This is a genomic window from Acaryochloris marina MBIC11017, from assembly GCF_000018105.1.
GTDB classification, from domain to species: Bacteria; Cyanobacteriota; Cyanobacteriia; order Thermosynechococcales; family Thermosynechococcaceae; genus Acaryochloris; species Acaryochloris marina.
This window is the reverse complement of the sequence record NC_009925.1, coordinates 2,570,455-2,583,805: the sequence shown is the minus strand read 5'-3', so window position 1 is coordinate 2,583,805 and position 13,351 is coordinate 2,570,455. Positions and strand designations below refer to the sequence as shown.

Annotated in this window: 10 protein-coding genes; 5 read left to right on the top strand and 5 right to left on the bottom strand. The window is 46.8% G+C overall.

What is annotated here, in order from left to right; all coding sequences use genetic code 11:
• Nucleotides 1-73 precede the first annotated feature (73 nt).
• Nucleotides 74-844, top strand: coding sequence for a hypothetical protein (locus AM1_RS11485; protein WP_238549229.1), 771 nt, complete (start codon nt 74-76; stop codon nt 842-844).
• Here the strand turns inward: AM1_RS11485 and AM1_RS11480 are convergent.
• Nucleotides 841-1,386: a PadR family transcriptional regulator gene (locus AM1_RS11480; RefSeq protein WP_012163011.1), complete on the bottom strand. Its 546-nt coding sequence runs from the start codon at nt 1,384-1,386 to the stop codon at nt 841-843. The genes AM1_RS11485 and AM1_RS11480 overlap by 4 nt on opposite strands.
• A 99-nt stretch (nt 1,387-1,485) precedes the next feature.
• Between AM1_RS11480 and AM1_RS11475 the strand changes: the two genes are divergently transcribed.
• Both AM1_RS11475 and AM1_RS11470 read left to right on the top strand, forming a co-directional pair.
• Entirely contained in the window at nt 1,486-2,799 is a 1,314-nt protein-coding gene (locus AM1_RS11475) for an efflux RND transporter periplasmic adaptor subunit (RefSeq protein ID WP_041659705.1), read from the top strand.
• A 29-nt stretch (nt 2,800-2,828) separates the two neighbouring features.
• Complete coding sequence (locus AM1_RS11470) at nt 2,829-5,921, top strand: efflux RND transporter permease subunit (RefSeq protein WP_012163009.1); 3,093 nt, start codon at nt 2,829-2,831, stop codon at nt 5,919-5,921.
• Nucleotides 5,922-5,979: 58 nt separating this feature from the next.
• On the opposite strand, the gene AM1_RS11465 is transcribed toward AM1_RS11470, so the two are convergent.
• Nucleotides 5,980-6,936, bottom strand: coding sequence for a YbjN domain-containing protein (locus AM1_RS11465; RefSeq protein ID WP_012163008.1), 957 nt, complete (start codon nt 6,934-6,936; stop codon nt 5,980-5,982).
• Between the two features lie 10 nt (nt 6,937-6,946).
• Entirely contained in the window at nt 6,947-9,508 is a 2,562-nt protein-coding gene (locus AM1_RS37570; protein WP_012163007.1) for an eCIS core domain-containing protein, read from the bottom strand.
• On the opposite strand from AM1_RS37570, the gene AM1_RS42145 reads away from it, so the two are divergent.
• Nucleotides 9,494-9,745 (top strand): hypothetical protein, encoded by a 252-nt coding sequence (locus tag AM1_RS42145; RefSeq protein ID WP_012163006.1) that lies wholly within the window; start codon nt 9,494-9,496, stop codon nt 9,743-9,745. The genes AM1_RS37570 and AM1_RS42145 overlap by 15 nt on opposite strands.
• A gap of 345 nt (nt 9,746-10,090) precedes the next feature.
• On the opposite strand, the gene AM1_RS11455 is transcribed toward AM1_RS42145, so the two are convergent.
• Both AM1_RS11455 and AM1_RS11450 read right to left on the bottom strand, forming a co-directional pair.
• Entirely contained in the window at nt 10,091-10,369 is a 279-nt protein-coding gene (locus AM1_RS11455) for a hypothetical protein (RefSeq protein ID WP_012163005.1), read from the bottom strand.
• Nucleotides 10,370-10,511: 142 nt separating this feature from the next.
• Entirely contained in the window at nt 10,512-11,258 is a 747-nt protein-coding gene (locus tag AM1_RS11450) for a methyltransferase family protein (RefSeq protein ID WP_012163004.1), read from the bottom strand.
• Nucleotides 11,259-11,912: 654 nt separating this feature from the next.
• Here AM1_RS11450 and AM1_RS11445 point away from each other — a divergent pair.
• Entirely contained in the window at nt 11,913-13,193 is a 1,281-nt protein-coding gene (locus tag AM1_RS11445; protein ID WP_012163003.1) for an alpha/beta hydrolase family protein, read from the top strand.
• Nucleotides 13,194-13,351 lie beyond the last annotated feature (158 nt).

The window sequence follows — 13,351 nt, the reverse complement described above, 5'->3', positions numbered from 1 at the left end:
TGCTTCCCTCAATTCTCATATAAATAATTTCAGGTCTCAAGAAATGGTGACCCATTCCTCACGGGATATACAGATGCCAATACATCTCTTCAGCTCTTCAAGAAAGCTCGTCCGATTTGCCTGGTCTTACTTGGTTGGTATGGCTGTTTTTGCTTTGATAGGCACTTTATGGGTGCATTATGAATTTTGGGGTTATCTAATTGTGCGTCCTGGGTTGCTGGGGTCCGCTAAAAACATTATAGAAGTAGAGCACTTAATTCCGATTAGAACAGATTTCTGCGATACGGATAAACCCTGTGGATTAACCATTGATAAACAATCGACCTTGGTTGAAATACTGAATAGTTCGCAAGGTGCTCCTTACTCCCCTAATGCCAAGCCTCTTCTGAATCATTTGCAAGCTCAGGGGAAGCTACCCTCATCCTTTGAGCATAATGTGCAGGAGGCCTTAGCTATCTATTCGGCAATGCTGCAGTCTCCGATTATTGCTACGCCTGATGAAGGATATACCCAAGATTTTCTACAGGGAGTTGTTCTGATTGGCAAAACAAAAGCAGGACATAAGCGAGCCTTTGTCAGTGCCAGGGGAGACCAGGTTGCCAACGATCACTACCCGTACTATCAAGCACTGTTCGCTATAGAGCAGAATGGCAACAGTATTCAATATTTAGACGGTCAGCGTTTCTTCTTTGAAGTGGCAGGTATAGAGGGTTTTGAAGGGCCGCTGGTTATCTTCATTATATGGGGAGTGCTCGTGTTGATCTTTGGCTGTGTGCCCACGGCGTTCATCATTATCGTTGATACTCTCTGGCAACACCGTCTGCATCAACAGTCTGAGGATTAGTACAAACTGGTATCTGCTTTTAGAGTATCAATCACTTCTTGGCACCAATCAATCCATTCTCGCTCGTATCGAATCCCTCGTCTAAGGGTGAAATACCGGAACTTCAACGCTGGCTCTACAGTTTCTAACTGTTGAAAACAGGCTTCCTTTTCTAGATAGCGTTCCAATTGTTGCTGATGTAATGCTTGACGAGCTTTGACCTGCTGGATCAGCAGTGGACGGGGAACATAGGGGCCTGCCAAGACCTTTACTAATAAATCTTCGCGGATGGGAGTCGGTGTGGACGGCTCTGCATACCAGTTCAGCAGCTCTTGTTTGCCCATCTCGGTAATTTGGTAGACCTTTTTATCAGGCTTGCCCTGTTGGGGAACCAGCTCATGGGTTACCCAGCCTTGGGTTTCAATCTTGGATAACTCTCGATAAATCTGCTGCTGACTGGCTTTCCAAAAACAGCTCACTGATTCCTCAAAGCGCTTACTAAGGTCGTAGCCGCTGTGGGGAGCCTCAGATAGAACTGTCAAAATCGTGTGGGCAAGGGTCATGAATTGATGATGGGGTGGCGTTGACATATCCAACAAGTTGAGTATAAGCTATCGATGTAATACTCAACAAGTTTTATATCAACAAGTTGGATATAAACGATGGCTCAATCTACTCCTCCGCTGCCTAAACCGACTTTTAAGCTGCCCGTTTGGAAATCCCCACGGATGCTGGGTTTAGCCGTTTTAGCAGTCGGTGCAGTCACTTTTGGCATCAAAACGTGGGGGACGCCTCAGACTGGCCCCGCTCCCAAACAAGCCATCTTGCCCGTCACCACTCTTTCCCTGCAGCCTTCAACCTCCTATGATATTCAGCGCACCTATGCCGGGGAAGTGCAAGCCAATCGCACCAGTGAACTGGGGTTTGAGCTGACCGGAACCTTGATCGAAATTGCGGTGGATGAAGGGGATTGGGTACAGCAAGGGATGCCCCTAGCTCGTTTAGATACGCGCAGCCTAGCCGCCCAGCGTCAGCAGCTTTTAGCCCAAAAAGCCCAGGCCCAAGCCCAGTTCCGAGAATTGAAAACTGGACCAAGAACGGAAGAGATTGGGGCGGCTCGGGCAGCAGTGGAGGATTTAGGTCAGCAGCGGTTGCTGGCGGAAAAGCAGAGTAAGCGTCGTCAAGACCTATATAAGCAAGGCGCTATTTCCCGTGAGTCCTTTGAAGAACGATATTTTGCCGCTCAAGCCTTGGAAAAACGTCAGGGCCAAGCTCGGAAGCGGTTAGAAGAACTCTTGGCGGGAACGCGGGTAGAGCAGGTGGAGTCCCAGTCCGCCCAGCTGGCCGAAATTGATGCCCGTCTAAAAGCCTTAGATATTCAGCGATCTAAAAGTGTGTTGCGAGCGCCCTTTACGGGACAGGTGGCGCAGCGCCTTATGGATGAAGGGGTGGTCTTAAACGGAGGCCAACCAATTTTGCGGCTGGTGGAAACCTCGAAGATCGAGGCCCGAATTGGCATTCCCCAGGCGATGGCGAGTCGAATGCAGCCCGGTCAGACCTATCCGGTGCAAGTCGGCGATCAGCGTTATCAGGGGCAGGTAAAAACCCTGCTACCGGAAGTGGATAACCAAAGCCGAACGGTGATGGCGGTGTTGACCTTACCCAAGGATGCTGCAGTCTCGATGGGGCAAACGGCCAAGCTGGTGTTGGCTCAACGGCAAACTCAACCGGGATTTTGGCTGCCCTCAACGGCGGTGATTGCAGGAGAGCGGGGCCTATGGTCGGCCTCTGTGTTGAAGTCTACAGATCAAGATCAGGTGTTTAGTGTGGCTCGACGCGATCTGGAAGTGCTGCATACGGCGGGCGATCGCATCTATGTTCGCGGCATGCTGAATTCCCAAGAGCAAGTGATTGCCAAAGGCACTCACCGTCTGGCTCCTGGCCAACTGGTCAAAGTTGCCAACACCAAAAACTAGCGCGATACCGAAACGATACCGGGGCTACCATGTTGAACCTGTTCTACCGCAACCGTCAGTTACTGATTCTGTCGATTGCCCTGATTGTGGTGTGGGGCTTGTCCTCTTTTCTGACCTTGCCTCGGTTGGAAGACCCGGAAATTACGCCTCGATTTGCCACGGTGACCACCTTCTGGCCGGGGGCGAGTGCCGAGCGGGTGGAGTCGCTGGTCTCAGAACGGATTGAGACGGAGCTACAGGAAATCGAAGAGATTGAGGAAATTGACTCCACCTCCAGTTTGGGAGTGTCCGTGGTGGTGGTGGAACTGAGTGATGCGGTTCCAGATGTGGATCCGATCTGGGCTCAGGTACGGAGCAAGGTGGAAGATACGATCCCAGCCCTTCCCCCCGATACTCTAAAGCCAGAGTTTGACCAGAGTGACCTCAAAGCTTCGGCCTTAATTGTGGCCTTGACCTGGGATTTGGAAGGTGACCCCAACTACACGATTTTGACGCGGGTGGCGGCAGGGCTGGAAGACCGACTGCGCGGCATTCCAGGGACGGACAAAGTGGAGGTATTTGGTGACCCCCAGGAAGAAATTCTGGTGGAGATTAACCAGGCTGAGCTGGTGAATTTGGGATTAACCCCGGCTGAAGTGGCACGGCAATTGCAGGCCAGTGATGCCAAGGTTTCAGCAGGGACTTTACGGGGCGAGGCAGATGAGTTTTTGCTAGAAGTGGATACCCAACTGGAAACCCTGGCTCGAATTAAGACGATTCCGATCCAATTGGGGGATGCAGGACAGGTGACCCAACTGCAGGATATTGCCCAGGTCACCAAAGGCATCCGCGCTCCCCTTGATAGCCTCACCCTGATCAACGGTAAGCCAGGCATTACCCTCTCCGCCACGGTCGAATCTCAAGAGCGAGTCGATCAGTGGTCGCAGCTCGCTCGTCAGCAGATCCAAGAGTTTCAGGCCAATCTGTCGGACGGGATGAGTGTGGAGGTGATCCAAGAGCAAAGTCAGTATGTTCGTCAGCGGCTGAACGGGGTAATTACCAATCTGGTGGTGAGTTCGGTCTTGGTGATTGGCATTTCCGTAGTGATGCTGGGATGGCGGGCAGCTCTGATTGTGGGCACGGCCTTACCCCTGGTCACGCTGGCGGTGTTTGGCTGGATGCAAGGACTGGGGATTCCCCTCCATCAGATGTCGATTACGGGCTTGATTATTGCCCTGGGATTGCTGATTGATAACGCCATTATTGTTGTGGATGAAGTTCAGCATCGATTGCGGGAGGGGTTACGAGGTGCGATTGCCGTGCGTGAAACTGTCCAGCATCTGGGCATTCCGCTGCTGGCCTCGACCCTGACCACCGTATTTGCCTTTGTCCCCATTGCCACGTCCAAAGGCGGTACCGGGGAATTTATTGGCACGATTGGTTTAACGGTTATCCTGGCTCTCTTAAGCTCTCTGGCCGTGTCCCTGACGATCATTGCAGCTCTAACCGCAATTATTGGCGTTGGTCAGGCTGGCACTCAAGGGCCTCGCTGGTTGCATAAAGGGGTGTCTAGCCCAGCTCTATCTAAGGGCTTTCGGCATCTGCTGCGGCTCACCTTAGCCAAGCCGATTTTGGGGATTGGCCTATCCCTGCTGTTGCCTGTGGTGGGCTTTAGTCAGTTTGCCTCCCTACCCCAGCAGTTTTTCCCACCCACCAATCGGGACCAAATCCAAATTCAGGTGGAAATGCCCACCTCCTCTACAATTACCCAAACCACAGAAACCGTGCGTGATCTGCGGGATCGGATGCTAGCCCATGCTGAAGTGGCGGAAGTCCAGTGGTTTATTGGCGAAAGTGCGCCGCGCTTTTTCTACAACATCAACAGCATCCGTACCAATGTCCCGGATTTTGCCCAGGGGATTGTCCAGCTGGCCTCCACTAAAAATCTCAGTCAGACGATTCAGACCTTACAGATGGAACTGGATGCCGCCTTTCCCCAGGCGCAGATTTTGGTCAAACAGTTGGAACAAGGCCCTCCCTTTGGTGCGCCGATTGAGATTGAAGTCTTTGGTCCCGATATGGAAACTCTGCGGCAGTTGGGCAATGAACTCCGCACCCTCTTGGCCCAAGAACCAGAGGTGGTGCAAACGCGGGCGGTGATTGATGAAGCCCTGCCGAAACTGGCCTTAGATGTGGATGAAATCCAGGCTCGACGGGTGGGGTTGAGTAATGAAGCTATTGCCCGTCAGCTCAATGCTTATTTGGATGGCAATACGGGTGGTTCACTCCTGGAATCCACGGAAGATTTACCCGTACGGGTGCGCCTGTCCGATACGGATCGGGCGGATTTATCCTCGGTGACCTCTCTGGAGTTGCTGGGGAGCCAAGATGGGCAGGTACCGTTGAGTGCGATCGCAGACATAAATCTAGTACCCAACCTCGCCACCATTACCCGCCGGGATGGTCAACGGTTCAATACGGTGGAAGGCTATTTGCAAGCAGGAGCCCTGCCCGATACGGTACTCAAACAGTTCCAGACGCGACTAGAACAGAGCGAGTTTCAACTCCCACCTGGCTATTCCTTGACCTATGGCGGCGAAGCGGATGCTCGTGGAAGTGCAGTGGGGAATTTATTAGCCACTGTTGGCTTGTTAGTGATTTTGATGACCGCGACCCTTGTCTTATCCTTTAACTCGTTTTTGCTGGCAGGTCTCATTGGCCTGATTGCACTGCTTAGTATCGGGTTGGGAGCCTTTGCCCTATGGGCATTTCAGTCTATTTTTGGCTTTACCGCGATTTTGGGTATGTTGGGTTTAATCGGTTTAGCGATCAATGATTCGATTGTGGTGTTAGCCGCTCTGCGAGAGGATGAACGGGCCTATCAGGGATCGCGACGAGCGATTGAGCGGGTGGTATTGTCCTCTGCTCGACATGTGGTGGCAACGACACTGACCACCATTGTGGGCTTAGTGCCCCTGATGATGGATGAGACGGGATTTTGGCCACCTTTGGCGATTACGATTGCGGGGGGCTTATTGGGGGCTACCATTCTTGCTTTATATTTTGTGCCCTGTATCTTTCTGCTCATTCATCGGAAAACTGCTCGCATAATATCTGAAACTGGCTTGCAACCTGCAGCATAAACGAGCAGTGCTTTTATGTTGAACGACACCTTGTTGTGGCTGGCATTAATTGATAACTTCAATCAATAATTTTGATTTGATTGTGATACTTGTCTTTTATAAGTAAGGAAATGCTCTGAATGGAGTCGTAGTTATCTTGAAATAAGTTGTCTAGACTTTTCTCTAAATCATAGACCTGGAGATTAAGATGGTTCCGATAATAGAGTACGTGCTCTTCAATACTAAATTGAAAGTTTCCGAGCAAGAGAGATTGATTAATTGAGTTGAGATCTCTCAATAGACTATCCACACTACCTTCGTCAAGCTCTACCTGAAAATAGGAATATAGGATTATACCTTCAGTATCGTCGAGTAAGTTTAGCTCTACTCCCCAACGACATTCTGAAGTATTGACAGAAAAATAGTAGGAGTCTTCCTCACGATCAAATGGAATATCCTTTGCCTTTAAGAACTGTTCAATGACTGACTGATATTGATCGTGAGTGTATACATGACTAATTCTAGAAAGTACCTGTTTAAGACTTTTCTCTAACCTATGTTCATCGCTGAGTCCATCGATTCCAAGAGAAAGAAAGCCAGACACTGCTTCACTGACTAGGGTTTTAGACTGGATAGATAAGTTCTCATCCTGAGTAGCTCGATCAACCGCAAAATGCATCATTGCTTGAATTAAAGAACCTTGAAGCTGACCCTGCGTTCTCAGAAAATAAAACGTAGGGTAGACGATACCATCAATTTCTAGGCTTAAGATCTGCCATTTCTCAGATTCCAATTCAAGTTCAATATTTGCATTGGTGCTAGTATCCTCGCCATATCCATCCAAATTCTTTGATTCGGAAATAATTGTTATGAAAGCTTCCTGAAATGAAGTGGTGGGTATGTCTGTTGAGAATAGAACCTCTTGAAAATTAAAAATCTGTTGATGTCTAATTTCTTTTAACTCTAAGTCTGTGATTGGGAAGCGTAAGGTGACCAAGCCAGAGGAAAGATTAATTTCAGGTTCAATAACTCTCATTCACTTAATGCTAAGCCTTTCCTAATTCCTCAATTCCATCTTTGAAATCGCCAAGTACTTCATTCTTTAGTTTGCTAATTAGAGGTAGTCTCTTCAGATTTTCACTGTCATCTTTTGGTATTTCAGTATTCTTCTTGACGTTTGACTTGGGTGGCTTCTCAGATGACAACTTAACCACTGCCTTAGTAAATTCTGATCCTGTCTTCTGTGCTTTTTCTTTAGTCGTCTCATATGCTTCCAAAATGGATTGAAGCTCTTTATTGGAAGTATTAGAAGTCATTTTTGATTTCTTCCCAATTCTACGATTCTTATTCACAGTCTGGGTGTAGGTCATATCATTATCATCTGTAGATTGGATGCCAGCGGTTCCACCTGCATTAATTCCCATGATTCCACTGCCGACCCCCACAGTGCTGCCAACGACACTTTTATCACCTAGCCCTTTACTACTGAATGTGTCTGGGCCTTGACTAGTATTTAAATCCTTGTGATTGTTAAAGGTTGACTTCGGATCGTAGATCCCTTCAGTGTCAAAGCGGTTCTGACCCGTAATCTGTTCCCGGCCAAAATTGGCTAATGTACCAGTGCCGTAGGCTAGTGATTCTGTAACAGTATTCAGGCCAGACTTTAGCGTTTCTCCAGAAAGTTGAGCAAATAGTAGTGGATTTTTATTGAGAAGCTGGACCAATCCGTCTAGCATTGTTCTTAAAGAACTAATGCTCGTCATAATTAAGCCAAGATAATAGGAGACTGTGCTACAGAATGCAGCCATAACAGCGAGAATCTGAGCACCTGGAATCAAACTTAGTCCAGCGGCCCATAATGCAGCAGAGGTAAACACGCCTTGTACAAGTCCCAAAAACCGCTTTAATACTTCACACCCTAGAGAGAGAGTAGAAAACAACTTAGCTTTGCCAAGCCCTTTCCTATCCGCTACTTTGGCTTTATACTCATTCACAATCTCGCGTATTTTTTCCACAGGAGACTGGAAGTCGAAATTTCTCTTTTTCGAGTTCAATTCTTCTTCAACTGATGTACCTGTTTCTAAATCCAGCGTGAAATCTTTATCTGACACCCAACCTCGTTTGTCACGATTCTTTTTGGTGGTGACAAATCCAAGCGTTAGAACCTTTAACACTGTGCCATATACTGCATGCTGTGTTGCTTGAAGGGCTCGCACTACAGCTGTTGAGATTCGTCCTTCATCCTCCAATTTGTTTCGTTCTTCTTTCTGAGCTTCTGCTCTCTTAGTAATGTCAAATTGGCGATTTTTTGTGAATTTATAAATATCTGCAGCTTTCTCTTTATCCTTTTGAGTATGTTTTCCCTTACGTAATTTTTCGATCTGGTTATAGTACATTTCAATAATGACTCGGTCACCAGCCGTATCTTCAACTCTTTTCTTGCTGACTCGCGCAGTTTCTAGAGACTTATTTTTATTAGATAAAACAAATGAGCTATCAAGCTTATCGTTAAATAGCAAGCTTTTTCTATATTTCTTTGTCAGAACTTGCTTAGCAAATGTGTCAACAATCTGTTGGTCTTTCTTTTCTTTTGACTCTAAGAGTTTCTGTAGCAGAAATGCATTAACTGCGGCATCTCCATGGATATAATTATCTGCTTGCTGAATTGATCCCTCTTTATCTTGGACATCTTTGACAATGCCTACCATCTTGGATTCCATGTCCCCTAGAAAACCACCTTTCAGCTTGGAGCTAAAGTTTTTCGAATGTAATTCCCCTTTTTTGTTCCGATATTCATTAATTTTTTTATTTTGTTTTTCGTTATACTTTTCCTTCTCACTTAGTTTGTTGGGTTTTTCATCATCTCGTTGTATCGAGTTGCCGGTCTGCAAAGATGTGCCTTTTTGCTGCAATACATGCGTTAGCTCATGGGCCAATAGCGTTTGACCGTCTGTATTACCTGGTTGATATTCACCCTGTTTAAAAAATAAATCTTCTTTTGTGGTGAAGGCTCGAGAGTGTAAGTCGCGGTTGAAACGATCGGCTTGACTATCGGTATGAACGCGCACATTGCTAAAGTCAGCTCCAAATGATTGCTCCATGGATCTGCGAATATTGGTATCCAACGGACGCCCACTAGAGCGGGCTTGCTGAATTGAAGCTTCAAGATCTGCAGAAATCTCCCCTCCTTCCACCGGACTAAATCGTTGTGTGATGTTAGTATCGATAGGCTTTTGCTGAACAGGCTCACCAGACAATGCATTGGAGCTGTTATTGCAAACAGGTGAATGGATAGGTTGCACAGCTTTCTTAGCGCCTCTATCCACCTCTTGTTGATGTATATCTCTTGGCGGACTAAGTGTTACCTTCTGCTGAATCCATGGCTGTACTAACTCCCCAGATAAATTTGGAGCCTTATCCATCCAGGGTGTTCCCAATCGATCCCACTTCTGTAGCTGGGCTGCCCATTCAGCTAGACCTTCTTCATTGGACTTGGCCTGAACGGTAGGAGGAACAGGTGCTGTTGATTGCGTTAAATTCGCTACTTTAGAACGGGTGACTATCTGCGAAGGCTTTTTTTCTAACGGAGAAGCATGCGTACGCAACATCAACTGACCCTTACCCCAAATGAGACTGTAGTCCATCCTAAACGCCATAAAATATCTACGGCAGAGGAAATGTCAAGGGATAGCAAAGCGCGTGCACAATACTCTGAGTGCCGCACATCGCTTTGCTATGCCCATCACCAGTCCATTGATATGGGAGTGAACTGGATGATTATGGTGCCTGGCTATCACCTCAAACGCATTTATGATGTGACTGTGAATCAATTGCTAGATTATTAGGATGCTGCAAAGTTGCCTTTGGGTAAAAGTCATATCTGTATGATTGTTCCTACCAATAGACAAAGACCCTAGAGGGTGGGCGGCCTTTGTAAGAGAGCCTATTGTGGCTTTTCTGAACAACATCAAGAACCTAAACCGTTCTTATCAGAATAGAGCTTACAACTTTGTGTTCTGTTCAAGAATGGGGAATCGCAGTGGATCAGAAATCATCTCACTCCTAATTCCTCGTATAATCCAAGAATGAGTAGTTACCGCTCCCCTCACCACAGTGTGAAAGGGAGCCTTTTTTTGCTCGCTTATTAATGGGGCGTAGGGGTGGATGGGAAGAACATTCCTCATCGAAAGTTATGCCCCATCAATCTTGTTAGCAATCCGTTCGTTCCACTCAACGCTTAAGTCCTGCCGATCCATTTGCCACGTTTTAGGGGCAATGTCGTCCTCTGCAAACTCGACATCGCCTGTTGGGGGGATATCTACGACATCCACAAGATTCTGCCCCAAAGCCTCAGCAACGTCCCAAGCATTATCGTGATCTTCTGCTTTGATCCGGCGAACCAGGGGTTTACCACTGTCCCGCTCGTAAATTGCATAAAATTCTTTGTTAACAACGTCGAATTGACTCATTGTTCCAACTCCAAACTTGATATCCACAGCCCTAAAGCTATCGTCCCATAAACAAGGGCAAGGCACATGGGGATGGCCTTGCTGTAGGCAACAGATGCCTAGTCTTTCTTACTGAATGTCACTGAAAGCTTAAACGCCAACACTATTCGGCTGTAGTCGCTTTTTTGGGGATGGGCAGAAGTTTGGAGACCCGCTCCATATAGTCTTTATACTCTTGTCCCAAAGTGGCTATTAGATCCTTCTCCTCGTAGTACAAGCCAATAAAGATGTAGCTGCTCATCATGCTAGATAGCATCAGATGTGTCATAGTCATCGTCGGTGTCAACCAAATACCAACGAGAACACCCAGTTGGATCGGATGACGGACCAGCTTATAGATAAACCGATCGGTAAAGTTCGGGGCTGGTTCTGGCTTATTCACAAAGTTGAAATAGACCTGCTGCAAACCAAATAATTCAAAGTGGTTAATCACAAATGATGCCAGAACCAGCAAGACCCAACCCACCAGCTGGCAAGCAATAATAATGGTTCGAGCAATCGAATTATCGATCTGCCAAAGGGTTCCAGGCAAAGTTTGCCAGTACAGACCGATCAGGCACAAAATAATGCCCGACAACAAAACATAGGTACTTCGTTCTGCCGCTTTAGGAATCAATTTGGTCCAAGTTTTCTTAAATCCAGAGCGGGCCATCACAGAATGTTGTAGTCCGAATAGCAGCACTAATCCGACGTTGATCAGCAATGCAATCCCCAGTGGGCCAGGCGTTCCTGAGTCGATATGAACAGGCATAAACTCCCAACCCCCAATAAACAGAATAAAGAAGACCAGTCCTCCCAGACCAATCAAATAGGAGAAAATGCCATATACGAGAATTAAGTAACGCCCCATACCCTTATTTACCTATATACCGAATAATTTTTGGCTTAATGCATTGTCCAGGAAGTTGACTGAGCAAAGTGTGTAATACCTTTCCCAGCATGGCTTTCCCTTTGTTTTGGTATTATGCACGAACTTTAGAAGGCGCAAACCCGACGGTAACTTTTCTTGAGAAGAATTGTGGTTGTGGCCTAATTGCAACATGTTCGGTATGACCAGAGGTACTGACTGGAAAGAAATACCTTCTCAAGCGTGTATATTCTCCAGCACATCTTTCTGTGCCAGGCATTGGCGTCAATCATAACTGCCAAGAGACAAGGCGACTTCAAGAGTGGACTCAGGAGGGGGATGTGGATGGATGATCAACCCAAGATGTTCCTGCTGGCCCATTCGTTTATATGGACCAGATAGACATGGAAAAGGGATTGATAAAGCCTAATTACAGCAGTTATGCCTTTTGATGATCGTAGTGGCGACCCTCGATAGGCGATAGAGGACCCACAACTGTTCTCATAGGCATTGATTTTCAGGTAGAACCTGTATGGTAATCCAGTCTTCTTTCTTCTCTTGCCATAAAGTGCAATATTGAAAGAAATTGAACCATCATTTTTTGTGGTTTTTATTTCTGCATCAATTATTTAATTCACTTAATTGAAGAGTGTCGTTGTGCATAAAAAGATCGCGTTAACTGTCATTTACCCTGGAGCCATAGGCATCGGTTTATCAGCGTTATTCGCAGTGGGAGACTGCCATCAGAAAGCCTTGGCCAAACAGATTTACGCTTCTAATTTGACTCAGAAAACGCTTTATACCGATACAAATGTGAGTGAAAAAGCCAACTTTGTCAGTGTAATTGATGGGACGTTTGATAGGCATCATTTCACTTTTGGTAGCAAAGATCCTAGCTACGTAATAGCAGAAATAGAACGAGAAAATATCGGCAAGAATAACGGTGAAGATGACCTTAGAACTGATGGCAGGATAGAGAGTTCTAAACAAGATGAGGTGCTGAAAATTTCCTCCTTACCTGCTCCCCTCTTCTCTGGGATTCAGCAGTTAGAGACGGTGATTACGTCTAGTGGAGATGTCGCAGATATTTTTGTTCCTCGAAGTGTCAACTCTGCTTCGGTTGCCAAGCCTTTTCCGGTGGCGCTGTTGCTTCAGGGCGCTAATGTAGACAAATCTCACTACTCCGAATATGCCAAAGTGGTTGCGAGCTATGGCTTTGTAGTCGTCATTCCCAATAACTTAAGACTTTGGCCTGTACCACCTCCTGCGCCAACCACGACAGGGTATTACCCTGAGTTGAAACTGATCAATGAGGTCTGGAATTTCATCAAAGATCCGGCTGCCTCTCCTGTGGCAGAGGTCATCAACCCGGAGCAATTGGTACTGCTAGGCCATTCTTTAGGAGGGGCTGCAGGATTAAACGCTGTTCAGGGAGGATGTTCCATGCCTAAATGCCTTTATGGTGAATTCAAGCAGCCAGAAGCATTGGTTGCTGCTGTTTTCTATGGCACTCACCTTAAGCCCTATACGGGTGACCCCGTTCCCCCCATTAATAACGACACGATACCCACCGCTTTAATCTTTGGTGAAAAAGATGGGCGCTCGTTTCCCGAGAAGACAAAGGAAACCTATCAGCAGTTGGGAAATCCGACGAAGGTGCTGGTATCCGTCACAGGGGCCAATCATTTTGGCATTACGAATAGCAATGCACCCAATAACCCAGTCAATACGCCTGCTGTGGTTCCAGCTATTATCCGGGATCCTAAGGTGCAAGATATGCCTCAAGCGCTGGCAATCAAAACGATTGGGACTTGGACAGCATTATTTCTTCGAGCGACAGTTCTCCAAGATCCAAAGGCCGTGGATGTTATTTTCAGTGGCGCTGGAGATAAAGTAGATAACAATGTCAAGGTCATGATGCAAACTCCTTCGCCGTAGATTTGCATGGCCTAAAATTTTGCGACTCCATCCATTAGACAATCCTGAAAAATTACACTGATACGCTGCCGTCCTGTATTGGGCAATCTAGAAATGAACTCTAGGCTCGGCCATTCAGAAAGAGATTGAATATGTAAATCAATGGGTTAGAAATGGCG

Coding starts and splice junctions, on each gene's coding strand:
- AM1_RS11485 (WP_238549229.1), top strand. CDS start 74: ATGCCAATACATCTCTTCAGCTCTTCAAGAAAGCTCGTCCGATTTGCC.
- AM1_RS11480 (WP_012163011.1), bottom strand. CDS start 1,386: ATGACCCTTGCCCACACGATTTTGACAGTTCTATCTGAGGCTCCCCAC.
- AM1_RS11475 (WP_041659705.1), top strand. CDS start 1,486: ATGGCTCAATCTACTCCTCCGCTGCCTAAACCGACTTTTAAGCTGCCC.
- AM1_RS11470 (WP_012163009.1), top strand. CDS start 2,829: ATGTTGAACCTGTTCTACCGCAACCGTCAGTTACTGATTCTGTCGATT.
- AM1_RS11465 (WP_012163008.1), bottom strand. CDS start 6,936: ATGAGAGTTATTGAACCTGAAATTAATCTTTCCTCTGGCTTGGTCACC.
- AM1_RS42145 (WP_012163006.1), top strand. CDS start 9,494: ATGCGTACGCAACATCAACTGACCCTTACCCCAAATGAGACTGTAGTC.
- AM1_RS37570 (WP_012163007.1), bottom strand. CDS start 9,508: ATGTTGCGTACGCATGCTTCTCCGTTAGAAAAAAAGCCTTCGCAGATA.
- AM1_RS11455 (WP_012163005.1), bottom strand. CDS start 10,369: ATGAGTCAATTCGACGTTGTTAACAAAGAATTTTATGCAATTTACGAG.
- AM1_RS11450 (WP_012163004.1), bottom strand. CDS start 11,258: ATGGGGCGTTACTTAATTCTCGTATATGGCATTTTCTCCTATTTGATT.